This is a genomic window from Parvularcula oceani, from assembly GCF_000733125.1.
In the GTDB taxonomy this organism is placed as follows: Bacteria; Pseudomonadota; Alphaproteobacteria; order Caulobacterales; family Parvularculaceae; genus Parvularcula; species Parvularcula oceani.
Window position 1 is genome coordinate 38,446 of sequence record NZ_JPHU01000017.1, and the last position, 21,707, is coordinate 60,152.

23 protein-coding genes and 1 pseudogene are annotated in these 21,707 nt (G+C 64.6%); 7 read left to right on the top strand and 17 right to left on the bottom strand.

The features are described from left to right. Positions 1-62: 62 nt before the first annotated feature. From trbB to IE88_RS0114805, 11 genes are all read right to left on the bottom strand, one after another. On the bottom strand, positions 63-1,034 hold the full coding sequence (trbB, locus tag IE88_RS0114755) for a P-type conjugative transfer ATPase TrbB (protein ID WP_051882330.1): 972 nt from the start codon (positions 1,032-1,034) through the stop codon (positions 63-65). After that, entirely contained in the window at positions 1,031-1,477 is a 447-nt protein-coding gene (locus IE88_RS0114760; protein WP_036767450.1) for a hypothetical protein, read from the bottom strand. Before IE88_RS0114760 ends, trbB begins: the two co-directional genes overlap by 4 nt. Further along, positions 1,474-3,519, bottom strand: coding sequence for an IncP-type conjugal transfer protein TraG (traG, locus tag IE88_RS0114765; protein WP_081871714.1), 2,046 nt, complete (start codon positions 3,517-3,519; stop codon positions 1,474-1,476). The genes IE88_RS0114760 and traG overlap by 4 nt, the downstream gene beginning before the upstream one ends. Positions 3,520-3,820: 301 nt before the next feature. Beyond that, entirely contained in the window at positions 3,821-5,437 is a 1,617-nt protein-coding gene (locus IE88_RS0114770; protein WP_031555983.1) for a M1 aminopeptidase family protein, read from the bottom strand. Between the two features lie 108 nt (positions 5,438-5,545). Then, positions 5,546-7,498, bottom strand: a complete 1,953-nt coding sequence (locus tag IE88_RS0114775; RefSeq protein ID WP_031555986.1) for a DUF3363 domain-containing protein — start codon at positions 7,496-7,498, stop codon at positions 5,546-5,548. Between the two features lie 235 nt (positions 7,499-7,733). Next, positions 7,734-8,252, bottom strand: coding sequence for a S26 family signal peptidase (locus tag IE88_RS0114780; protein WP_031555989.1), 519 nt, complete (start codon positions 8,250-8,252; stop codon positions 7,734-7,736). Continuing rightward, entirely contained in the window at positions 8,249-8,737 is a 489-nt protein-coding gene (locus tag IE88_RS17595; protein WP_051882331.1) for a DUF2840 domain-containing protein, read from the bottom strand. The genes IE88_RS0114780 and IE88_RS17595 overlap by 4 nt, the downstream gene beginning before the upstream one ends. Further along, on the bottom strand, positions 8,730-8,957 hold the full coding sequence (locus tag IE88_RS16785; protein WP_036767452.1) for a helix-turn-helix domain-containing protein: 228 nt from the start codon (positions 8,955-8,957) through the stop codon (positions 8,730-8,732). Before IE88_RS16785 ends, IE88_RS17595 begins: the two co-directional genes overlap by 8 nt. Before the next feature lie 159 nt (positions 8,958-9,116). Next, positions 9,117-9,971 (bottom strand): hypothetical protein, encoded by an 855-nt coding sequence (locus IE88_RS0114795; RefSeq protein WP_031555995.1) that lies wholly within the window; start codon positions 9,969-9,971, stop codon positions 9,117-9,119. 21 nt (positions 9,972-9,992) lie between these two features. After that, positions 9,993-10,265, bottom strand: coding sequence for a hypothetical protein (locus IE88_RS0114800; RefSeq protein ID WP_031555998.1), 273 nt, complete (start codon positions 10,263-10,265; stop codon positions 9,993-9,995). A gap of 1 nt (position 10,266) precedes the next feature. Then, a complete protein-coding gene (locus IE88_RS0114805; RefSeq protein ID WP_031556000.1) occupies positions 10,267-10,761 on the bottom strand; it encodes a hypothetical protein in 495 nt (164 codons plus the stop codon). A 211-nt stretch (positions 10,762-10,972) separates the two neighbouring features. Between IE88_RS0114805 and tnpA the strand changes: the two genes are divergently transcribed. The 3 genes and pseudogenes from tnpA (at position 10,973) to tnpC (ending at position 13,267) form a co-directional block, all read left to right on the top strand. Continuing rightward, a complete protein-coding gene (tnpA, locus tag IE88_RS0114810) occupies positions 10,973-11,341 on the top strand; it encodes an IS66-like element accessory protein TnpA (protein ID WP_051882332.1) in 369 nt (122 codons plus the stop codon). After that, on the top strand, positions 11,338-11,697 hold the full coding sequence (gene tnpB / locus IE88_RS0114815; protein WP_420330142.1) for an IS66 family insertion sequence element accessory protein TnpB: 360 nt from the start codon (positions 11,338-11,340) through the stop codon (positions 11,695-11,697). Before tnpA ends, tnpB begins: the two co-directional genes overlap by 4 nt. A gap of 73 nt (positions 11,698-11,770) precedes the next feature. Then, positions 11,771-13,267: pseudogene (tnpC, locus tag IE88_RS16790) on the top strand (IS66 family transposase). Between the two features lie 653 nt (positions 13,268-13,920). Here tnpC and IE88_RS0114830 read toward each other — a convergent pair. Further along, a complete protein-coding gene (locus tag IE88_RS0114830; RefSeq protein WP_031556011.1) occupies positions 13,921-14,340 on the bottom strand; it encodes a hypothetical protein in 420 nt (139 codons plus the stop codon). Positions 14,341-14,711: 371 nt separating this feature from the next. Here IE88_RS0114830 and IE88_RS0114835 point away from each other — a divergent pair, with 371 nt between their 5' ends. From IE88_RS0114835 to IE88_RS0114855, 4 genes are all read left to right on the top strand, one after another. After that, positions 14,712-15,518, top strand: a complete 807-nt coding sequence (locus tag IE88_RS0114835; RefSeq protein WP_156032640.1) for a hypothetical protein — start codon at positions 14,712-14,714, stop codon at positions 15,516-15,518. Between the two features lie 623 nt (positions 15,519-16,141). Beyond that, positions 16,142-16,921 (top strand): hypothetical protein, encoded by a 780-nt coding sequence (locus IE88_RS0114845; RefSeq protein ID WP_031556020.1) that lies wholly within the window; start codon positions 16,142-16,144, stop codon positions 16,919-16,921. A gap of 78 nt (positions 16,922-16,999) precedes the next feature. Then, positions 17,000-17,416 (top strand): hypothetical protein, encoded by a 417-nt coding sequence (locus IE88_RS0114850; RefSeq protein WP_031556024.1) that lies wholly within the window; start codon positions 17,000-17,002, stop codon positions 17,414-17,416. A 121-nt stretch (positions 17,417-17,537) separates the two neighbouring features. Further along, a complete protein-coding gene (locus tag IE88_RS0114855; protein ID WP_031556027.1) occupies positions 17,538-17,717 on the top strand; it encodes a MucR family transcriptional regulator in 180 nt (59 codons plus the stop codon). Positions 17,718-17,895: 178 nt separating this feature from the next. On the opposite strand, the gene IE88_RS0114860 is transcribed toward IE88_RS0114855, so the two are convergent. The 5 genes from IE88_RS0114860 to IE88_RS0114880 all read right to left on the bottom strand — a co-directional run bounded on the left by IE88_RS0114860 (position 17,896) and on the right by IE88_RS0114880 (position 20,718). Further along, the gene (locus tag IE88_RS0114860) at positions 17,896-18,531 is read right to left on the bottom strand and encodes a hypothetical protein (protein WP_051882334.1); all 636 of its coding nucleotides are present in this window, start codon (positions 18,529-18,531) and stop codon (positions 17,896-17,898) included. Between the two features lie 72 nt (positions 18,532-18,603). Beyond that, a complete protein-coding gene (locus tag IE88_RS0114865; RefSeq protein WP_031556033.1) occupies positions 18,604-19,434 on the bottom strand; it encodes a DUF2285 domain-containing protein in 831 nt (276 codons plus the stop codon). A gap of 245 nt (positions 19,435-19,679) precedes the next feature. Beyond that, on the bottom strand, positions 19,680-19,904 hold the full coding sequence (locus IE88_RS0114870) for a hypothetical protein (RefSeq protein WP_031556035.1): 225 nt from the start codon (positions 19,902-19,904) through the stop codon (positions 19,680-19,682). Then, positions 19,901-20,170, bottom strand: a complete 270-nt coding sequence (locus tag IE88_RS0114875) for a hypothetical protein (RefSeq protein ID WP_162178363.1) — start codon at positions 20,168-20,170, stop codon at positions 19,901-19,903. The genes IE88_RS0114870 and IE88_RS0114875 overlap by 4 nt, the downstream gene beginning before the upstream one ends. Beyond that, a complete protein-coding gene (locus IE88_RS0114880) occupies positions 20,167-20,718 on the bottom strand; it encodes an antirestriction protein ArdA (RefSeq protein ID WP_238319321.1) in 552 nt (183 codons plus the stop codon). Before IE88_RS0114880 ends, IE88_RS0114875 begins: the two co-directional genes overlap by 4 nt. Positions 20,719-21,707: the final 989 nt, after the last annotated feature.

Sequence of the window (21,707 nt, forward strand, 5' to 3'; positions counted from 1 at the left end):
GGAGGGTGGTGTCCATAGTCGGTCCTTCTTCGGTTGACGTCAGTTTGGTTGGGACGGGGGCGTCAGGCAGCGGCCTGTCCGCCCTCCGGCCGGAGGCTCACGCAGGGCGCGAGGTCGTAGTCTCCGTCCGGGGTCAGCCCCTGCACGGTGACGATCTCGTCGAGGCGCCGGTGCCGACCGCGCCCCTTCAGGAAGGCAAGGGCGTGAACGGTCTGTGCGATCATGCCGCGCGGCACGTTCATGGCCGCCTCACCGCAGAGCTGCTCGAGCCGGGTCAGTCCTGCTCGCGCGTTGTTCGCGTGCAGCGTCGCGATGCCGCCGGGGTGACCGGTGTTCCACGCCTTCAAGAGGTCCAGCGCTTCCGGTCCCCGAACCTCGCCGACGATGATGCGGTCGGGGCGCAGGCGCAGCGTCGAGCGAAGGAGGGCAGTCAGATCCGCGGTTCCTTGCTTCGTACGTAGACGGACGGCATCCGCCGTATCGCAACGCAGCTCGCGCGTGTCCTCGATCACCACGACCCGCTCGCGTCGCCCCGCCACTTCCGCGAGTAGGGCGTTCGCCAGAGTCGTCTTGCCGGACCCCGTGCCGCCGACCACGACCACGTTGCGGCGGTGTCGGACGAGGTGCTGAAGCACGTCTGCCTCGCCTTCGGACATCACGCCGGACCGGACGTAGTCAGCGAGCGTGTAGATGACCGAGGCCGGTCGTCGGATCGCGAAGCACGGGGCCGTCACGATCGGCGGCAGCAGCCCTTCGAAGCGCTCGCCCGTGCCGGGCAGCTCAGCGCTCACGATCGGCGAGCTATCATGCGCCTCGGCGCGGACGTGGGATGCCACGAAGCGGACGATCCGTTCTGCGTCCGCCGCCGGTAGGACGCGGCCGAGACACTGGCGACCATCGCCGTGCCGGTCGACCCAAAGTCGACCGTCGGGGTTCTGCATGATGTCCGTGACGCGTTCGTCCTGTAGCGCGGCCGCAACGTGCGGACCGAGGGCCGTCAGGAACATGGCGTGCTGGCGCTCGGCACTGCTCATCGGCTCGCCTCCTTCTCAGTTCCGAAGAAGTCCGCCGCGGTCGGGGTGAGGTCCTCTGCCACCTCCGCGGTGAGGCCCCCGCCGCCACGCACCCGCTCGGTGACGCGTTCGATGAACTGCTCGAAGCGCTTCGCGCCGGTCTGCTTCGCGAGCCGCTGTGCCTCTTCGGACAGGGCAGGCGTGACGGACAGGTAGTAGCGGACGAAGAGCGCGATCATCTCCGCCGTGATGCGTTGGTCACGACCGATCCGGTCGAGGCGCTTGGCGTGCTGGTTGAGGCGCTCCAGCACGGCGTCGTCCTGCCGCTCCGGCGCGCAGTAGTGCGCGATCGCGGCGTCCACGACCGAGCCTTTGCTGACGCCGGACCGACGAGGATGCCGATCCAGCATCTGCAGCGTCTCCGGCAGGACACGGACGTTCATCTTCGGCTTGACCTGCTTCATCGGAACAGCCCTCCGCCGATGCCGGGACCGTCTTCGCCTCTGGCTTCGCCGAGCGTGTGCTCGCGTAGGATGCGGTCGGTAGGGTTCACGAGGTTCGCGTCCGTTTCGTCGTCGGGACCGAGGAGATCGTCCGCCAGGGCGCGGTCGATCTCTCCGCCGGCGTCCCGCTCATCGTCGGGACGGCGCTCCTGGCTCTTCTCGCCGGACCCGGCTTCGTCGTCGCCGCCATGGATCTCAGTCGCCGCCCGAAGCGTCGGTGCAACGCTGGCGGTCAGACCGTGCCAGTCATGGGTCGGCTGCGGCCGGTCGGGCGCGGGGAGGGCGGGCGCGCCCTGACCGGCCTGCAGCCCTTCGCCGGTCGGTGGGGGCAGCACCTTCCGGACGAAGCTCGAGTCTTGGTAGTAGCGGAGCTTGCGCGCACGGATCGGCGGGGTGCCCGCGACCATGACGATCTGCTCGGCAGGCGGCAGCTGCATGACCTCACCGGGTGTCAGTAGCGGCCGTGCTGTCTCCTGACGGCTGACCATGACGTGGCTGAGCCACGGTGCGAGCCGATGACCAGCGTAGTTGCGCTGCGCTCTGTGCTCTGTCGCCATGCCGAGCGCGTCGGAGATGCGCTTCGCCGTCCGCTCGTCGTTGGTCGCGAAGGCGACGCGGACGTGGCAGTTGTCGAGGATGGCGTTGTTCTCGCCGTAGGCCTTGCTGACCTGGTTCAGGGACTGCGCGATCAGGAAGGCGCGCACTTTGTAGCCAGCGAGGAAAGCGAGGGCGGTCTCGAAGAAGTCGAGGCGACCTAGCGCTGGGAACTCGTCGAGCATGAGAAGAAGGTCGTGCCGCTTCGACTGGTCGCCTGGCAGCTCTTCGGTCAGTCTACGGCCGATCTGGTTCAGGATCAGGCGAACGAGCGGCTTGGTTCGGCTAAGGTCGGACGGTGGCACAACGAGGTAGAGGGACATCGGCCGCTCTCCGTGCGCGAGGTCGGCGATGCGGAAGTCGGACGAGGCTGTGTTCGCGGCGACGACCGGGTCGCGATAGAGCGAGAGGAAGCTGGTCGCGGTCGAGAGGACGCCCGACGCTTCGTTCGGCGACTTGTTGAGCAGCTCGCGAGCGGCCTGAGCGACGACCGGGTGAACACGCGGGCTGTCATCCGTGCCGAGGTGGTTCGTCGCGAGCATCGCGTGTAGCGTCTCGGCGAAGGTCCGGGTCGGGTCCGACAGCACCTCGGCGACACGAGCGAGCGTCTTCTTATCCTCAGTGTACAGCACATGTAGGATGGTTCCGACGAGAAGGGCGTGGGCCGTCTTGTCCCAATGGCTGCGCCGCTCGAGCGAGCCTTCGGGGTCGACGAGGATGTCCGCGATGTTCTGAACGTCACGAACTTCGTGCTCGCCGCGCCGGACTTCGAGCAGGGGATTGAACCGAGCGGAGCGAGCGTCGGTCGGATCGAAGCGGACGACCGCGCCGCGTTCGGCACGGGCGCCGGCCGTCAGCTGCCAGTTCTCGCCCTTGATGTCGTGGATGACGGCGGAGCCGGTCCAGTCCAGCAGCGTCGGCACAACGAGTCCAATGCCCTTGCCGGACCGCGTAGGCGCGAAGGCCATGACGTGCTCGGGGCCACCATGACGAAGGTAGTCGCCGCCATGCTTGCCGAGGACGACGCCGTCTCGGGCGCGCAGTCCCGCCTTTCGAACTTCGCGGGTGGTCGCCCAACGCGCCGAACCGTGCGTTGTTGCGGCTTTTCCCTGCCGTCCGCGGAAGACGGATGCCGCGACCGCGACGCCGATCCCGGCGAAGCCGCCCGATGCGGCCACGGTACCGGCGCGATCGAAAACGTGCGGGGCGTAAGCGTCGTACGCGTACCACCATTGGAACAGGCGCCAGGGCTTATAGACCGGTACGCCCGCCGCCTCGAACCATGCCGGACCGAGCGCCGCCTGGTGGCCGAGCGCATCGGCCGCAACCTGCGTACCGCCCCAGATGCCGGCGAGCGCCGTGCCGAGCACTAGCGAGGCGGAGGCGACGTTGATGCGAGCGTTGGTCACAGGCGGGGCTCTCCGAAGCATCGAACGGAGGGCAGAAGATCAGGAAGTCAGCGGATAAATCAAATGCACAGTTTTACCTGGTTTTTCCTAGTGTGAAGTCGAAAGTATTTCAGTGAGTGATAGGAGTAGAACAGTGCTAAATTGTGTAGGCAAAAAAGTTTGGTGGGCAGGGCTTGGGTATCTGCTGAGCGCGGTCGCGGGTCACGATTCCAGGAGAGACCCGCGACCGCGCTGAGCTCGACTTGCACAACGAACTTTTGCCGAAACAGGTCCGTGGTAGGATGGTTCGGATCTGAGCGAATCAGCGGTCCAAATCCGGCAATTCCGGCAGACGCGCCAGCAGCGCGGCACCACGCGCTGGCGGCAGTAAAGCCTCGCACCTGAACGGTTCAAGACGGGTTTCGTCCTTCACGATTAGGACCAGTTCGCCTCTCTCATCGCAGACGTTCTTCATGGCGTTGTATGCCGCCACACCGTCCGCCGCGAAGGAGATGCCTTGCACACCGACAACATAGGCATCGTGGAGGAAGCCTGGCTCGCACAGGTCGGGCAGTGCGAAGCGATAGCCGTCTGACTCGCTATAGAAGCTGATGTTCCCGCCGCAATGCGCTCGTTGCAGGGCTGCCATAGCCTCTCGGCCGACGGCCGGGCCGTCTTCCGATCCTGCCTCGGCCCAGCTGACAGTCAGATCCACCGCCTCAAGCGCGTCGGCGACCGCTTCAGCCTTGCCATCCCCGGAGGCGGCGAGGAGAGCGTCCGCAACGGAGGTGAAGTCCCGGCCGCCCCTTTCCGTCGCTTCTTTTAAGAACATGGCGCTGTCATACTGATGCGCCTGCGCCGACTCCACCACGGCGCGCCACAGATCGAGGGCGTCATCCCCGTCCCGGCGGAGTGAGGCGATCTCAGCAGCGAGTTGCAGAGTGAAACCGCAATCATACGGGACGGCCCCATAGACCGCACCGTCTGATCCATCGAGTGGGCGGTTCCCGAGATTGGCCAGACAGTCCGTCACGTGCCGCGCGGCTTCCGCCTGGAAGGTGACGCGGTCAAGGCTGAGACGATCTGCGAGATACTCCGCCACTCCCTCGTGCAGCCAGGGTTGCTCCGCGTTCTCCGCCGTATCCCAGACTTCGTTCAGCCAAATGTGGACTGTCTCGTGCGCGGCGAAGGCGGCTAGTTGCGTCGCGCGATCCTCATCCCGCTCGTCTAGGTTGGATTTCATCACAAGGCGTAAGGTTGCGCCTTCAAAGGTGCCGCCCTTCAAGCTGAGCGCGTCTCCCCGCGGAGGGTAGCTCGCCAGGATTGTTGGCGGATGCAGGGCCGGAGCGCCAAGGCGGTCTTCTAGAACTCGCGCGACGCGGCCCGCATCCTCGACTAGTGCATCAGCGACCCATTCGGGCAGTTCGGGCCCGGCAACCAGTGTCATGTCGCCTGGGCGCACCAGTCCGGATGGTCCGACGTAGGCGACGCGTCTATCATCGCTGTCCGTCGTCACGACGGCGTGCACGCCGCCCCCATGCCGAGGCAGACGCAAGACGGCGTCGTCTCCGAAACCCTCAAATCGAATCTGGACAGGTTCGTCTTTTCCCCCGAAAGCAGCGAGGTAGATGGACCAGCCGTCCCCGATAGGACTGGAGACAACATAGCGGCGGTCATGTGCTCGCGGGTCCGGAGCGATCCGGAGTCTGAACGTATCGAACGCCTTTCCATCAGCGCGGACAACCGTTTCGCCATCGAATGTCCATCCCTCGCCCATAGGCGCCCAAGCGTCCGCCCGCTGCGGCGTGTCGTTCGGCGCGAAGTGATACGCCTGCGTCGACTCCTGCAGGGCGAACGTGGCAACTAACGTCTCGTCTTGCGAAGGCGTGATGGTGATTAGTGGGCCAGCAGCGAGCAAGACGGCGATGGGTGGCAGCATCGTGTGGTCATTCCCTCGTTTACAGGGAGGTTATCCACTTTGCATCGAGCAGCAAGTTCTGCAGAGTTCTTGTCCGCTAGCGCTCGTCGACCTTCCGAACCAAGCCAATCAGCGAGTAAGCCCTCGATCCCTGTTCAGCGTCCAGGACATGGTTCGGCCACGCATTACGCCACTGACCACCTTGCCGCGGTTGCGTTCCAGCACGTCCCGCCAGGGAACGAGCGCGAAGGCCCGTTCGGTCTCGATCATCGCGAAACGTCCGGAGGCGAGATCCAACGGGCGGCGATAGACACCCTCGACGGTCTCACCGGGTCGAGTGTCGCGAAAGGCCTTGCCGCTCGCTGCCGACAGGCGCTCTCCGACCGCGCGTAGCTCGTCCCTTTCGAGGCACCGCAACATCTCCCTCGCTGGAGTGAACCGTCCCGCCGCGTCGCGCGTTGCGTAACCTTCGGTGACGAGCCAGTCCCGTCGCTGCGCGAGGGCCGTCGTGACCTCTGCGCCGAAACCTCCATCGCGACTCGTTGCGGGTAGGTCGCGCACGACGATCCGGTCGAGCCAGGTCGCGCCGCGCGTCCGCGTTTGCTCGGCGACCGAAAGCGTGGCCTCGACCTGTACCCGAACGGGTTCTCGAATGGCCTTCGCTCGAAGTCCGTCCTCGACGCGGTCGATGTAGTCGGGCGGGACGGTCCACGAGCCATCGCGTTCGCGCGTGGCGTTGCCGACCCGCCGCTCCGCTTCCAACCGGCGGACATGAGTTCGCAGGAACGCTTCTGAGGCACGCCGGTCCTGTTGCGCGTGCAGGATCGGCGAGTAGCGTCCGCAGTTCTGTGCTGCGACAGCTGCGATGGTTCGGTCGGCCTCACTCGCGACCGTCCGCGCGGGCGTGACGCTGACGACGTCGCCTCGGCGGAACGGCCGGTCGTTCGTCGCCCCGCCGAGTTCGACATGCATCGCGCGGCCCTCGGTTGTCTCGATGACGGCATAGCGTGCGCTCTGGAGCTCGTCGGACAGGCCGATCGCAGCGACGCGGCCCGTCACCGGTTGCCCGCGCTCCCGCTCATAGAGGGCGTAGTCGTGCGGGGAGGGGGCGTTTGTTCGCCCTGAGAAGGCACGTTCAATGCGGGCGAAGCGCTCCTCACGCGTGGCCAGAGCGCGCAGCTCGCTCGTGTAGCTCGGCACGACTCGCCAGCCCGACCCATCCATCCGCTCGGCAAGCTGCAACGCTTCGAGCCGCTTCAAGCGTGCGACCAGGTGGGCCGGCGCGAGGACCGACCCTCGCTGCAGCGGAACGAGGGTCGGAACGATGAGTCCGGAAGCGTCCGCCTGGCGCTCGATGAGCCGGTCGATCGGACCCGGTCGGGTGCGTTCGATGTCGGCGGCGATCTTCCGCAACTGCGCGTCCGGAGAGGGCGGGCCGAGCGTTCGGTCGAGCCGCGCCTCCGCTGCTTCGCGGATGCCGCTGGCGATGTAGTCACGTGGCATGCGCAGATCCGTCTCGCGATCCGTCCGTCCGCGCATGACGAGATGGGTGTGCGGGTGCTCGGTGTCGTGGTGGTCCATCGCGACCCAGTCGAGCTTCGTGCCGAGATCGCGTTCCATGTCGGTGACGAGGCTTCGGACGAACGGCTTCAGGTCCGACAGCTCCGCGCCGTCCTCGGGCGAGACGATGAAACGGAATTGGTGTCGGTCGCCCTCGCAGCGCTTCTGGAAGGCATCCCCATCCGCGTCGTCGCTGCGCGCGTCGTAGAATCGTCCGTCTTCGCCATCCCGGCCCGCCCCGTCGCGCTGTAGATAGCGAAGGTGCGCAGCGGCTCGATACGCGCCGCTGCCGGCAAGACGATGGACGCGCGCCTTCACGACGACCCGTCGGCCGCCGGCATAGGGCGAGCGGACCGAGCGTGATGCGCCCCCTCGGCTGCCGCCGAGCCGGCCTCCTCGCGCCGCGGACTTCGCGGCGGCCTGCCCGATGCGGTCGAGAGTCGGTGCGATACGCCCGCTGCGATCCGTCCCGATCCGCCCCGGACGGGGGCGGAAGTCATCGAAGTCGAACTCGCCGCTCATACCGCACGTCTTTGCACGGAAAGACACGATCGCCGTTTGGCGCCAGCCGCAACGCCAAGTGCCGCCTGGCGTTGAGCGAGGTCAGCGTGTCCAAGCCCCTCCCATCTTGGACACGGGAAAAGGACGTGCAGACAGGCGCCTAACGCCATTTGGCGCCGGGTCTTTATCTTGCCGTTGGCCTTCTCCGCTTCGCTCCGCCGTCCAAGCTGCACGTCTCTTCGCATTGGCGCCGCCCTCATGAGCCGAACAGCGGCCGAGCCTCGCCCCTTATCGAGGTGAGGGAAACGGGTCCGAAGTAGCGGCCGTCGAGCGATCGATCGGTGTCAGAAAGCAGGAGCAAAACCTCTCCTGCGGACAGCGTTCGGCAGCCCTGCCAGCGAGGCATGACCCAACCGGATTGGTCCATCGAGAGAGACCGAACGGTGGTCGTTTCCCCATCTCGGAGCTGTATGTCGAGCGTATTATCCGATGCACAAACCTTGTCGCCTTCGAGCGCTGCGATGCGCTTGATGAGGGGTACATCGGGCGGAAGGTAGCCTCGCCGTTCTGTTAAACGCGCGAAGGCTGGAGGGGGGTCCGCAAGGACGAGGTCCCCGTGTTCGTAGCGCACCTTCTGACTCACGACGTACCAGCCGACCGGTACGCTTCGGCTGCCGTTGTAAACGAGCCTCGGCGCCGTATCGATCGATGCGGCGACGGCTATGGCGGCGACGCTGCTGACGGCAGCGGCCGCGATGAAGCGCCTGCCAGTCATCGTTTCGTCTCTGCGAGGGGGAGCGCGGCTGACCCGTCAGATCGCTGGAAGGGTGGAGCAGGCTTGCGCCCGTCGAATGCGACCTGAACGGCTTGCCAATAGGCGTCCGGCACGGTTGTCAGAGCCGCGCCTTCCTCGACGATCTCGTCCATGACCGCGAGCGCCTTGCGGACGTAATGCGCCGTTCCCGCTCGAAGCAGAACGCGCACCCCTGGCTCCACGCCTTCCACTCTATCGAGCGTTTCGCCAGGTCGTCCGCTACGGCAAACGACCAACGACCACTGCTTCGTGCCGTAGCTGCCCGCCTCCCAGACTACGTAACAGAAGGTGTAGTCCGGCTCGAAGAAGGCGTAGCTCACGCCTCGTCCGGCCGGCTGCCGCTGCATCGGTTCGCCGAAGAAGATGCGTCGTGAAGCACGCTGGTGCTCGTAGGAAAGCAGCACGCGGGTGAGGTGCAGGGGCGTGTCGAGCCGAGCGTCAGTCATGGTCGCACGCGACGCGGGTGCCTTCGGACCAGGCCAACAAGTCCGTCAGGGCGTAGCGGACAGACCCGCCATGCTTGCGGTAGGCAGGCCCACGGCGCTGGTAGCGCATGTTGCTGAGCGTGCGTTCGTTGATCTTCAGGAAGTCCGCCGCCTCGCGCGACGTCATGAACTCGTCTGCTTCGGTGACGGCTTCCTCTGAGTCGGAAAGGTAGTCTGACACGATGCTTCTCCTCGGTCCGCCGCGGGAATGCGGCGTGGTCGAGGGTGCCGAAGCGGGAGGTCACGGGGAGGGGACGAAGATGGGCGAGGCGTTTTCGTCCCCTCCTCCTCGACTGAAGCTCTACGTGGCTCGCTTGATGCATTCCGCGCAGATCAGAGCCTACGCGCGGCTTAATGCCGCCAGCACAGCGACCACCAATTCGGGCTTACTGGCGCCGCGCCGCTGCCATTCGAAATGGCCTTGGCCTAGGTCTCGAAGCGGCAGCTCGCCCGCGCGCTCGACCTCGCTGGCGAGAACCGTAACGACCAGCTCGCCGGCTCGAGATTCGCCAGGATAGAGGCCGAGCCGAGCCTTTCCGCCGTCGTAGAGCGTGATGCCTTTCGCTGTCGTCCTGGGTTTGAAGCCGTGGCTCGATGCGGCGTCCAAAGCTGCGACGAGGATCTCGGAACAGCCGACTCGCTCTGCGACGCTCATGTAATGATCGATCGATGGGGTGGGCTGCCGCGCGTTGGGCCGCTTTGGCGTTGCGGAGGGAAGGGGAGTCGCCTCGACTCTAGGAGCTTTGCGAGGTCTGCTCGACCAGATCGTCTTCACGCGTTCGCCCGTCCATACCCAGAGCGCCACGTCGACCTGATCGTGGGCCGCTCTACGCTGGACCATCTGCTTCAGTGCGTCGACGCCGCTCGGTGTCGAGCGCCCTACTAGCACGACGAAGAGCGGGACCTGCTTCCGGTCCCAGACGTTGCGGAGAACCGACGCGGCTCCGTCGCCGCTTCGGTCTTCTATACTCGTAAGGGTGCCAGCGAGCTTGTCCTCGGCGTGACCGACTTCGTTCGGCCTGAGCTGGGTCTTCACCTCGATCATGTGCACGCGCTCGCCGATCAGCCCGACGCTGTCGAGCCGCGCCCCGCCGTGCTGGTAGAGGTCCGAGAAGCGCTCATCGTAGCCGCGTTCGGCCTTCAGCCAAGCGACGGCCTCTTCTTGAATGCGGTACTCTTCTTGTTGAAACGCCACGGCCGTTCTCCTTGCTGTTAGTCAGTGGTTGTCGCGGCGGCGGCGCAACATGCGCCGCGCCTGTTTCGGTCGTGCACGGTATGCTGTCTTCACGCAGTCGCCATCGACCGCGGCGATGAAGCCGACGAGTTGAGAGGCGCGTGCGAAGGCAATCCCGTCTAGAGCTGCAGCGTCGCGGCGGGTCATCAGGTAGCCGCCGCGAACCTCGGTCCCGTAGGTGCAGACGAGCGCGAGACTGTTCTGGTCGATTGCGCGCTGCCTCATGCGGGCTTGAGCGTGATGGGTCGCGATCATCTCAAGCTCCTGCCTGAGCTCGGCGGCGAAGCTCGCTCGCGGGGATCCATTCGTCGTCGCCGCCGCGAAGGCGCACTTCTAGGTCACGCCAAGCATTCCTAACCGTGTTACCTGCGACGTAAGAGGCGAACTCGGAAGGCGACATCGCCATGCCGCTGTAGAAGAGGCGGTTATGCTTGACCTCGGCGAGGTACTCCTCGCCCTTGTACGTCATGCGGACCTCGTCGCCATTGAGGAGTTCGACGGGACCCCAGATATAGCCGGTTTGCGGGTCGCCGTAGGTTCGATCGTAGTCCTGCGCGAGGCTTCCTTGACTGGCAGCAGCTTTTAGCGCTGGCCAGACATCAGCGTCCGTACTCGTGTCGGAAAGGTAGTTCTTCAAGACTTGACCAATCCGTGCGGGCGCGTCGCCGGATGGGCCGAGGCGGCGGACCACTTCGTCATACAGCGCCCGCTCAATGGGGACGAAGAGGGGGGCGTTGTTGCTGACTGCCATATGTACCTCCTTGCTCAGTAGATAGTAGGCAAGCTACTGAGCAGTAGGCAAGGGAGATCGATGAGATTCCCAAACACGGACAATGTGAGGCGCCCGGAGATCGGTTTGGCGGTCGTGTGCGATGGTACGCGTCCGGGCATCACCGCCTTTCGAGGTCTGAGCGAGTGAGTAGTCAGGAGAAGTTCTCCTGTGCAACTTGCGAGGTCTCGGTTTGGAAGGGCATGTCATTATCGAGGGCCAGCGCCGCCGGGTTTGGCCGGACGAGCTGAAGCGGCAGATCGTCGAAGAGAGCTACGACCGGGACACGACGGTGCTGGAGGTTGGTCGTCGGCACGAGGTCGACCCGGCGCAGATCTACGCGTGGCGGAAGAAATTCACGGCTGAGGTACCGGAGCCAACTCGGTCGTTTCTTCCTGTCGAGATCGGCACCGCGTCATCCGCTCCCGAGGAGAGGCTGGCTGCAGCGTCGGCGGCGACCGAGCGCCTCGAGATCAGCTTCCCCGACGGCTGCCGCCTGTTCCTGCCCGCAGAGACGCCGGTGAAGAAGGTCGCGGCCTTGATGGAGGCGATGCGCTCGTGAGCCTGAGCTTCCCGCCGGGGAAGAAGGTGTGGCTCGCAGCTGGAGTAACCGACATGCGGCGCGGCTTCGACGGGCTGAGCGCTCAGGCCGCCACGGTTTTGAAGGAGAACCCGCTTTCGGGGCACGTCTTCGTCTTCCGGGGCAGGTCCGGGGACCGGGTAAAGGTTCTCTTCTGGGACGGCCAAGGGATGTGTCTGTTCTACAAGCGCCTCGAGAAAGGATCGTTCGTGTGGCCGCGCGCGAAGGACGGGAAGGTCTCGATCTCTGGCTCCCAACTCGCCACGCTTCTCGACGGTATCGATTGGCGCCTGACACGGGTGCCGCCGGCTGTTCGCCAGCCGACCCGGGTTGTATAGCCTCACCGCTTCGTCACCTTGCTCTTTGACATCGTAGATTCCCAGCGGGGCCGAACAGCGGCATGCGGATCTTATGCCGACGAAGCCGCCCTCCGATCTGCCCAAAGACATCGGAGCCTTACAGGGTCTGGTCGTCTATCAGGCGCTCGAGATCGAGAAGCTCAAGCACCAGCTGGCCATCCTTCGGCGACACCGGTTCGGATCGAAGCGTGAGGGTCTCGATCAGCTCGAGCTCGGTATTGAGGATCTCGAAGAGACAGCTGCAAAGGCTGGTGCACCGGCCGCTGCGGATGATCCTGCTTCTGCTGATACGTCTGGTCCAAAGAAGAAGCCGAAGCGCAAACCGCGGCCTGATCACCTGCCGCGCGAGGACGTGGTTCACGAGCCGGAGAGTGCTTGCTCGGACTGCGGCAAGCCGATGCGGCGCCTCGGCTAGGACGTCCGCGAGGTCTTGGACTACGTCCCCGGACGCTTCGTGGTGCACCGCCATGTTCGCCCGAAGCTCTCTTGTAGAGATTGCGGAACGATCGCTCAGGAACCGGTGCAGAGCCTGCCCATCGTGCGCGGCATGCCGGGTCCCGGCCTTCTGGCCCATGTCCTGGTGTCGAAGTACGCGGATCACTTGCCGTTATATCGCCAGTCCCAGATCTACGGGCGTGAAGGCGTCGATCTCGACCGCTCGACCATGACGGACTGGGTGGGCCAGTGCTCCAGATTGCTCAGGCCCCTTGTTGATACGATCGGTAGACATGCCCTCGGCGGCAAGGTGCTCTTCACGGACGATACGCCCGTGCCGGTCCTCGATCCCGGGCGAGGCCGGACCAAGACCGGGCGGCTGTGGACCTACGTCCGCGACGAGCGGCCCTGGGCGGGACCGGCACCGCCCGCTGCGTTTTATCGCTACTCACCGGACCGGAAGGGCGAGCGTCCGAAGGACCATCTTCGGGGCTTCGAGGGGTACATGCATGCCGACGGCTATGGCGGGTACGACAAGATCTACGGCAAGGAGATCACAGAGGTCGCGTGCATGGCGCACGCCCGCAGGAAGCTGTTCGACATCGCCAAGAGCACCGGCTCGCCTATTGCGAAGGAGGCCGTCGAGCGTATCGCAGAACTCTGTGCGATCGAGAAGGAGGTCCGCGGCAAGAGCCCTGCGACCCGTGTCGAGCTATGCAAGGACAAGGCGGAACCGATCTTCGACGACCTGGAGGCCTGGCTGCACCAGACCCTGCCGCAGCTGCTCGGGAAGGGTGAACTGGCCAAGGCCATCCGCTACACGCTTGGACGTATGAAGCGCATGCGGAGCTACCTCGAGCACGGGGAATGTGAGTTGGATAACAACACCGCCGAGCGTTCCCTACGCGGCATAGCCGTCGGACGGAAAAACTGGACCTTCGCCGGGTCCGACGCTGGCGGCGAGCGTGCCGCCGCGATCTATACCCTCACCGAGACCGCGAAGCTCAACGGCGTCGATCCACAAGCCTGGCTCACCGACGTCCTCACCCGCATCGCCGACCACCCGGTGAACAAGGTCCACGAGCTGCTGCCCTGGCACTTCAGCCCGGCTTAACGGTCACCACCGGACGGACACTTCGAGCCGGCGGTGGCACCGATTCATTGAGCAGCGCCCACTCCTCCTCGCTCGTATCAGTTGAATAACGCAGCCCCTTCCGATTGGGCTGCGCGCGGGGGGGGTGGCGTCCACCTTGCGATCTCTCAAAGGCTTCAGGCACCTCTACGAATCACGTGGCTGCTAGCCACTCAACCTGACTTCTCGCGCGGGCTCTGAGTTCTATCGCGGCCCTTGCGGCCTACCGACTGCAGACGCGCACGCTTGCGGACGTTCCATTCGGGCGCTCTGGCTTTGGCCATCTGACGTCAGATAGATGTTTGCAACGGATTTACGCCGCCCAGTTCACTGTCACACTTGCAACGGGAGAGCCGTTCATAGCGGTAGTAGGTCTACTCCATGATCCCGGTTTGCTGAATCAGGTCCGCTACCGGCATCCCCATATCCGCCTGCTTCACCACAGCGGCGATCTGCGGGGCCGGGTGCATCTTGCGCTTCACGGCGACCACCTTCTCCCACCGGGAACTGTCCGGACACTGATCGGCTATCTTAATCACTTTCAAGATCGCACCAATCACGTGCCGCTACTGGATATCCCCGTGCATGGCGAGGCCTGCACCTGTCGCTGCAGGCCTCGATCTTCACACTAAACGCTAGTCAGTGAATTTCAATTCAAAAGAGAACTCGCCGGTGAAGGTATTCTTGATAGCATTGGTGACTTCGCAGTCGATACCATCCCAGCCGATATTGTCTTCAGCATCGGCTGTGAAAGACCAGGCGCCAGTGCTGGCATCTTGGTACTTGGAAAAATAGAGATCGCACTCCCTATATTCGAGGCGGCCAGCGGTGACCGTATCATATGCAGAAATGTGGTCGAGGTCGTCGGTAAGACCTGCATAAAGCGGGTCCTGTGGCGAGGGTGAAAAGTAGCCTGCGCCCCCATCGACCCGCTTGATCTCGAGGTCGACGGAACTGTCGTTCACGACCTTGATCTCAGTGAGTTGCGCTGATGCGGTTCCCATGAGGCCGATAGCAGTCGAGGCAAGAGCGCTAATGATCTTAGTCTTGTTCACGTGTAGTCCCTTCTACGATTTGAGACAATCAACGGATGCGACGATGCAATCCAAGATTGCGGCCACGATTGAGAGGCCATGACAATACTCACTGGTGGAAAACTGCCCAGGCACACGCTCGACGTGCTGCGACTGGAGCGCTCAGCCGAAGCATGAAGTCAAGACACGGAAGAAACTGAATTCTTGCTTCCATGCTCGCACGTCTAGCGTGCATCAGAATATTTCTCTCTGCAAGCTATAACGAGACTGTGAGAATAATTTTTCGCGGAGGGGCAGGATGAGCAACTTCTTGGTGAACGGGTCCGAGGAAGTGCATAAACCCGAGCTTAAGAACTGGTCATTAGTATGACACCGACATCTTGGAGGTGCTCATGATTGGCCTGACGACCTCGTACTTCACGGCACCAACTCTCGGTGCCGCCGCCACAGCGCCTCAGGGAACTTCTGTCAAAGCCGTGCCCGCGGGCGGCTCTTCCTCGACAGAGCCGCCTGCCGTAATCCTCGACCTATCCGAAGAGTTCTTGGCGGAGGCGGCCAGGAGCACGAGCGGCGCTCGAGTCGACGCGCTGCTCGGGAGCGATCTCACCGCAATCACACGAAACCTCTTCGGCGATGTATCTCCTTACCGCGAGAACCTCGCGACCAAACTCGATGATCCCTCCGTGCCGCGGGAGGAGAAGATGGCTGCCTCCAAGGCCATGGTCGACCGCGAGCAGGCGGCGTGGGGGCATCTCAAGGGGTCGGCGCGCGTCAAGGCGCAGATCCAGTACCTCGACACGCTGTCGCCGGAGGAGATCAACTCTGACCGCTACCGGGGGCGCCGTGCGCTCCTGGTTGGCACCTATAATCAGATGATGGCGAACGAGGGGAGGCCGGCCGAGGACCTGACGCAGACGCAGAATGCACTCCTGGCGCTGTTCGAGGCTCTCGATGTGGCGGAACCGAATGCGGATGCTCTTCGTGAGGTGCATGCGCGGTTTGAGTCTCGTCTCGCCGCTTCGGAGGATCCGCGCACGGATCCATTCCTCAAGGAGCTGGCCGAGACCGTACACCGGCGCATGGACAGCTTCATAGCAGCCATCGACGCAGCGAAAGCGGGCGACGCGGCCGCGCTGGCGCAGTTGCAAGACTTCGCTGGCGGCGCGGTGTCGGGCGACGCGGTCGCCTCCTCCACATGAGCATAATCGGGGCAGGTAGCGTTGGCGACGATTGCATAAGCTCACGCTGTGCATGTCCACATGGCGTAGGCCGTGCGGCCCCGAAGGTCATAAGATCAGCGCCAATCAACCGCGAGTTGGTGCTTCACCTGCGCGATCTCGAGCGGCTGATGGACGACGTGGCCCTATGGGACTGACGTCCTGCAGTAGATCGTAGGGCGGCTCCGACGAGGAGAGGGGGCGCCATAAAGCGCAAGAGGCACCCGGCCCTGCAGATCGCCGTCGTGGTGAAGCAGGCGGAGATGGGGATGCCGGTAGCGGACCTGATCCGGCTTCTGCGTTTCGTGCCGATGCGGCTTATGCCCGCCGCGCCGCCGGCGAAAAGCGTCTCGGTGGAGGCTTTCCAGCTGCGCGGGGACCGCCGGCCTTTCCTTCCGATGGTTGCGGCCCTCACGAACCGATCGTCCGGCGAGCATCTCCGGTGCTGCTGATCCTTCTCGTGCACCTCCGGCCTCGAGCCCAAACGCCGCGCCGACCCGCCAGCCTCGTCGGGCGCGGAAGAACGGCGGCGTCACCTTATCCTGTTCTTAAGAACGGGCGGACAGGATGGGCTGCGCGTTCCGCGCGGCGATGGAGAGGGGCCGATGACATTTCCGATCACGCCGGGCGCGATCGCGCTCGAGGCAACGCTCGGCCTTCTTCAGCGCGGCGGGTTCTCGAACCTCGCGCCATCCGCCTCCGTAAGCGAGCGGGGCCAGTCGCCAGCTGTCACCTATGGCGGTCGGCAGCCGGCCGAAGTGCCGGGCTACAGCCAGGCGACGGCGATCCAGTCGATCGCCCGGAATTGGGAGGCCGTTCGCCCTGGAGCGCTGACCGCGCAGTTCGGCCAGCCGAGTGGCGACGTCATGGCCTCCTTCCAGGATGCGCTCGGCAGGTCACAGGCCGCGGGCGTCTCGCACGGCATCACGATCGATAGCATAGCTTTCGACGCCGGCAAGGCGGTCTATCTCGGTGACGACAACCTGAAGATCGTCACCGACCGGATGAACGAATACAATCCGTCACCCACCGAGGCGAGAGCGCGGATCGGCGAGCTGATGCGGCGAGCGGCGATGCAACCGGACGCTCCCGAGCAGGTCCGGGCGGAGTACGAGGCCTTCATGAACGGAACGCTGAAGATGGTTCCGCTCGAGGAGCTGGGCATCGAGCGGAAGGTGACGGTCACCACCCACTTCAATGCTGACGGTGTCTATCTCGGCGGCGGCTCGCGCGTCGAAACCAAGGGCCTGCGGGAGTATCATCAGCAGCACATCGTCCGTCAGGAGGACGGCTCCCGCATCGATCCCGAGACCGGGCAGTGGACCAACTACATCGCGACGGGCGCCGTCGCCTATATCACCTTCCTCGACCGGCCGGCGGGCTGAGCCGAGAGGCAGTGTGCACCTCGAGGGCCTTGCGGTGCTGGCGTCTTCTGCCCGCATATACCAGTGGAGGGGACGACGATGATCACACTGCTAGCTTTCCTGCTGACAAGCCCCGTCTACAACGAGCTGCCGTCAACTTTCGGCGCCCTCGCCGAGCCCTGCTCCGCCTGGACCGAAGCGGTCGAGGCCGGGGACGCGAAGCGGCACGAATTCGAGCAGGCCGTCTTGGGCTTCCTGTCGGCGGGCGTGGCCATGGAGGGAGAGCCTCTGTCCGAGTTCGACTATTTCGTTCTCGAGCGGATCCACGGGCGGGACGTCGGGGAGGTGGTCGTCGACCGCGCTCTGCAGCGGTGTCGGGAGTTGTCCGGCCAGCCAGTGGTCTACGAGGCGGCCTTCACCGCAAAAGCCATGTTGAGGGACGATCTTGGCTGGTGGCGGCAGCTCCCCCAAGAGGAGAGGGAAAGCTACTTTCCTGAGCGGTTGAGAGGGCAATGATTGCGGCGATGCCGGCCAGCCATCCGCCTGCCGCTCCCGTCGGCAGATTGGCACCCGCTTGACTTGACCGGGAGGAGCGTTGCACGCCACGAGCGCTCCACTGCCCTTGAGGAGGACATGCGTGGTTGAACAGCAGCGAAAGCCGGTCGGGATCGACCAGACGGAGACGATCCACCTGACGTCGGACATCGTCTCCGCCTTCGTGGCGAACAATGCGATCCCGGCCTCTGAGCTTCAGGATCTTCTGCGCAGTACCTTCGCGACGCTGACTCATTCAGGTCTCGCAAGCGAACAAGTTTGAGCCGTTCGGATAAGCTGACCTGTGGGGGTAGAGGCCGGCCGTCAAAAATGCTTTTGGGGCTAGAAATGCATGATGATGCAGCCGAAGTCGGCGAAGACAGCTCAATAGAAAGCTTAGGGCATACCACATAGAATATAGGCTCAGAGACAAATTCTATCTCTGACCAGATTTGGCAGCATCAGAGTTTCGCACCGTGGCGAACCCATCCTTCGTTCGTCAGAACCAGCTCGTCAGTATCTTCGGCGGGACCATCTGCCGCCACCCATATCCCTGGGAAAGCGGCTCTCACAGCGTCCCGCGACGCCCAATCCGCGACGTAGGATAGTTCGTAGGAGTAAGTCACGGAAGTGACCTTTGCGCCAACGGCGTCAGCTGGTTCCGTTGAACGCAGCACTGCCGTGACCTCCCGGTGACCGTAGCAGAACTGGCTCGCACCACGCCGCCCTCGGCCGGCCAGCGCTTGCGGCGCGAGAGCTGCACGCCCCATTTCGGTCAGAACATATCGCCGCTCCGCTTCGGGCACGGTGTTACCCGTACGGAAGTCGGGGGTTTCGATGTCGACCGTCCGGACGGTTAGCAGGCCGGCCGATACCAGCGCGTCTAGCTTTGCGGTCTCACGGTTCTGACTAGCCTCAGCTTCCATCACCTTGAAGACGACTCCGTCGTCGTCCACCGGCCGTCCCACCCGCACGCATTCCGGGTTGTCAGCGTAGTAGGCGTTCAACGCGGCAGTGTACTGTGCCGTCTCGTCCCTCTCGCCCTCCGCACAGGCCGATAGGGCAGTGAGGGCAAGGACGAGAAGGCGGCTACGCATTCGGTTCACCTCGGTCTAACGCCCCGCTCACAGGGTAGCGGCGTCGATCAGCTGGCGACAAGATCATCTGACTCACCGTCCGCGCAGGATGCGCCGGTAACCGCCATCTACTAGGTCACCCGCATTCGAGATGAGTCGCCGCGTCCGCGCTCTCAGAGGTCCGTCGCGACCGTCCCACTCCGTAGCGACTTCCTGTTCGCCGTAGAAGGCTTCGGCGATCTCACGGTCGGTCATGCCTTGCTGCTTGCCGTCGTAGGCCATGAGCATGCGTTGCCACTTCGCAGTCTGCTGCTCGGTCTGGTCTGCCGTCTTCTCGGACAGGAAGCCGTCGTAGAACTCCGTCAGCTGACCGAACGTCTTCAGCGTGATGGGCCAGTCCGCGCGATCCTGGACTTCAAGGACGAGGTTCACGTCCGGGTCCATGACGAGCGGACCAGCGCAAGCGAACTGAATGGCGCGTAAACGCTCGGACAGGAGGACGTGCTGCGTCCGGTTCGGATCCATCAAGAGCCAGATGCGGCACGGCAGGTAATCGATGCGGATCGGCGACTTGATCTTCTCGTTGGGATCGGCGCGCGTCACGCGCATGCGAAGCACGGCTTCGTAGGTCTCCGGTAGCCAGAATACGGGCGCGTCGTCGCCGCGAAGGCCTGGTTCGACGAAGGTGAGAAGACCGAAGGGGCGGGCGTGCTGGCTGACCTGCTGGAGGACGCGCACCGTCCGGTTTCCGGCCTTGCGCTCGGTGACGTGGTCATACGGGCTGCTGTGCTGAGCGTAGTGTCGCGCATAGTCTTCGGATCGCCGCAGGAACTCCCAGGCAATGAGCGACTTATGTAGACCGAGCACGTACTCGTAGGCCTCAGGATGCGCCGGTCCCGGCCCGAATCCCGACCGACCGATCATTGGAGCGTCCCATCAGTATGTTCGCTTAATGTTCTCATCGGATGACGAGGGTTAGAACGCTCGAGGGGGTGAGTCGAATCGTTCTTGCGCGTCGTGGAAAACTATCGAGGAGGATGAAGAACAACGGCTTGCTGTCTGAGCGCCAGACCGCGCAGCGCGGCGCGGCAGGGGCTTCGATGGCCCGTGACGCGTCGATCGCGGCTTCGGACCGGCAGCTGTGGAAAGCGCTGCCGGTCTCGTTCGAGTCAGTGACTCCCAAGCAGGTCCATGAGGTCGATCTGCGCGCGCCCCACTTCGTCGAACAGGCCCACGTCGCACGCTTTCTGCCGGGCGTAGGGGTTCCATCGTGGCCGCATCGGCTCGGCCGCGCGGACGGCCAGCCGGTCGGCGAGGGTGATCGGGCGGACGCCGTCGACGAGCGTTTGCAGGCCGATCGCGGTCGCCTCCGCCTCGCGTTTGGGGCGGCTCATCGCTCATCCCCTTCGATCAGGCGGGTGATCGCCTCGTGCACGGCGACGTCCGCTAGGGCGAGCGCCCGGCGGGCGGCGAGGCTGCCCTTACCGCCGTTCGTTCGGACCCGGTGCGCCGCGAGCGCCATCGCCTCGTGCGCGGCGTGCCGGGCGCCCAACGCCCCGCACGCATAGGCGTCCGGCAGGGAAGGGGGGCCGAACGGCTCGGTCGCCCCGGTGCTGTGGGTCTGTGCGGTGTGCGTCTCGCTCATCATCCTGCCCCTCACCGTGCGGTCCAGAACACATGGACGGCGTCGAAGGACGTGCGGACCGTGAACACGTCACCGCCGAGCTCAAGATCTCGCCCCATGGCGTCGTACTCGACGTAGAGGCGGACGCTGTCGGGGATGGTGATGCCCGACTGCTCGGTGAGGTCCTCGGCGAAGTGACCGAGATCCGGCCACTCGCCCGCATACTCCTCGAAGGCGGCTTCCGCCTCCTCGAGCCGTCCAGAGAAGTGCGCCAGCACCTCCGCTCCAAGCGGACCGTACTCGGCGATGAACGCGCCCTTCGCTGCGACCTGCGCCAGCCCCTCGTACTCGTCCGGCCCCCACGAGCCGAACCCTTCGTGATCGTGGATCGCGAACTCTTCCGCTCCTGCCGTCGGGCTGTCGGCGAGCATCGCCGCGACCGCCTCGCGCAAGGTGCCCTCGTCGGTGGCGTCCGCCCATACCCCGTGCAGGATGCCGGCGTTGTAGCTCGCGAGGCAGGCCAGGTAGGCCCGCGGGGTAGGGATAGACTGCTGCTCTTCTCGTTCCGTCGTCGTGCTCGTCACCGTCTTCTCTCCTCGATGATCGGGGCAGGGAGTGATGGCCCCGTCATCACCCCTGCCTCTCCGGCGAGGAGCGGGCGGGGGTGCCAAGCGAAGCCTGACGACGTGGCGCGGACGGCCGAGCGGCAGCGGCGCGCGGGAGGCGAGGCACCGATCAGGGGCCGAAGGCGAGCGCAGAGCGACGCCCCGCGAGCCGTCACGGGTCGTCTTCGTTTCGCTTGCGGGGGGAGGGCAGCGGCCACCCCCCACCGCCCGGCAGGGCACGAAGCGCGCGGCGATCAGGACCGGATGGCGGCGAGTCCGTCATACGGTCCCGACGCTCCGAATGCGGGACGCCTCCGCCGGACGGCGTGGTGCGGCGGCCCGCTTTCTACGGCGCGGCTGGGACCGACAGTTCGAGCGGCGCGCTATCCGCGCAGCCCGCCCGCGACAGGGACGGACGCCCGCAGGGCCGAGACCGCCCGCGGGCTCGGTTCACGACGGCCCGGTGCCCAAACGGGCAGTCGCCTCGACAGCCTATCTCCGAAAGCGGTAATTATCTCGTCGAAGCTCTCATTCGCCGCCGAACAAGCGGCTGAAGCCGATGATCCGAGCATTTATACGAGCAAGGTAGGCGTGAATGACTCACAGAGCTGGCCATCGGGGGAATGGCTGACGTCCTCATGTTTTAGTCGTAGCCCGACCTGCTGTCTCTCGCGCCAGGAGCGACTGGTTCCGTTGGAGGTCTTGGTGGTCCGCTGTGCGTTTGCGGAGAACGTTTGCTGGAGCTGTGGGGCGATCTGGAACATGGTTCTGGCAAAGAACGATGAGGGGACTTAGTGCCTGATACTGTACGCTCGGGCGTTGGTCCCAGTCGGGCTGGCGATCAATTCCACTATGTCTGGGCGGCGCGCCGCGCGTTGAAGTTGTTGCAACCGACCACGCGCCTAGAGGTAATTTTCGTCGAGGCAGTATCCCCGGCTGATACTAAACCGGATTCAGGCGAGGATGTT

Coding starts and splice junctions, on each gene's coding strand:
- IE88_RS0114870 (WP_031556035.1), bottom strand. CDS start 19,904: ATGAGCCGCCCCAAACGCGAGGCGGAGGCGACCGCGATCGGCCTGCAA.
- IE88_RS0114775 (WP_031555986.1), bottom strand. CDS start 7,498: ATGAGCGGCGAGTTCGACTTCGATGACTTCCGCCCCCGTCCGGGGCGG.
- IE88_RS0114760 (WP_036767450.1), bottom strand. CDS start 1,477: ATGAAGCAGGTCAAGCCGAAGATGAACGTCCGTGTCCTGCCGGAGACG.
- trbB (WP_051882330.1), bottom strand. CDS start 1,034: ATGAGCAGTGCCGAGCGCCAGCACGCCATGTTCCTGACGGCCCTCGGT.
- IE88_RS0114835 (WP_156032640.1), top strand. CDS start 14,712: ATGATTGGCCTGACGACCTCGTACTTCACGGCACCAACTCTCGGTGCC.
- IE88_RS0114805 (WP_031556000.1), bottom strand. CDS start 10,761: ATGGCAGTCAGCAACAACGCCCCCCTCTTCGTCCCCATTGAGCGGGCG.
- IE88_RS0114850 (WP_031556024.1), top strand. CDS start 17,000: ATGATCACACTGCTAGCTTTCCTGCTGACAAGCCCCGTCTACAACGAG.
- IE88_RS0114860 (WP_051882334.1), bottom strand. CDS start 18,531: ATGCGTAGCCGCCTTCTCGTCCTTGCCCTCACTGCCCTATCGGCCTGT.
- IE88_RS0114800 (WP_031555998.1), bottom strand. CDS start 10,265: ATGATCGCGACCCATCACGCTCAAGCCCGCATGAGGCAGCGCGCAATC.
- IE88_RS0114865 (WP_031556033.1), bottom strand. CDS start 19,434: ATGATCGGTCGGTCGGGATTCGGGCCGGGACCGGCGCATCCTGAGGCC.
- IE88_RS0114770 (WP_031555983.1), bottom strand. CDS start 5,437: ATGCTGCCACCCATCGCCGTCTTGCTCGCTGCTGGCCCACTAATCACC.
- IE88_RS17595 (WP_051882331.1), bottom strand. CDS start 8,737: ATGACTGACGCTCGGCTCGACACGCCCCTGCACCTCACCCGCGTGCTG.
- IE88_RS0114780 (WP_031555989.1), bottom strand. CDS start 8,252: ATGACTGGCAGGCGCTTCATCGCGGCCGCTGCCGTCAGCAGCGTCGCC.
- IE88_RS0114845 (WP_031556020.1), top strand. CDS start 16,142: ATGACATTTCCGATCACGCCGGGCGCGATCGCGCTCGAGGCAACGCTC.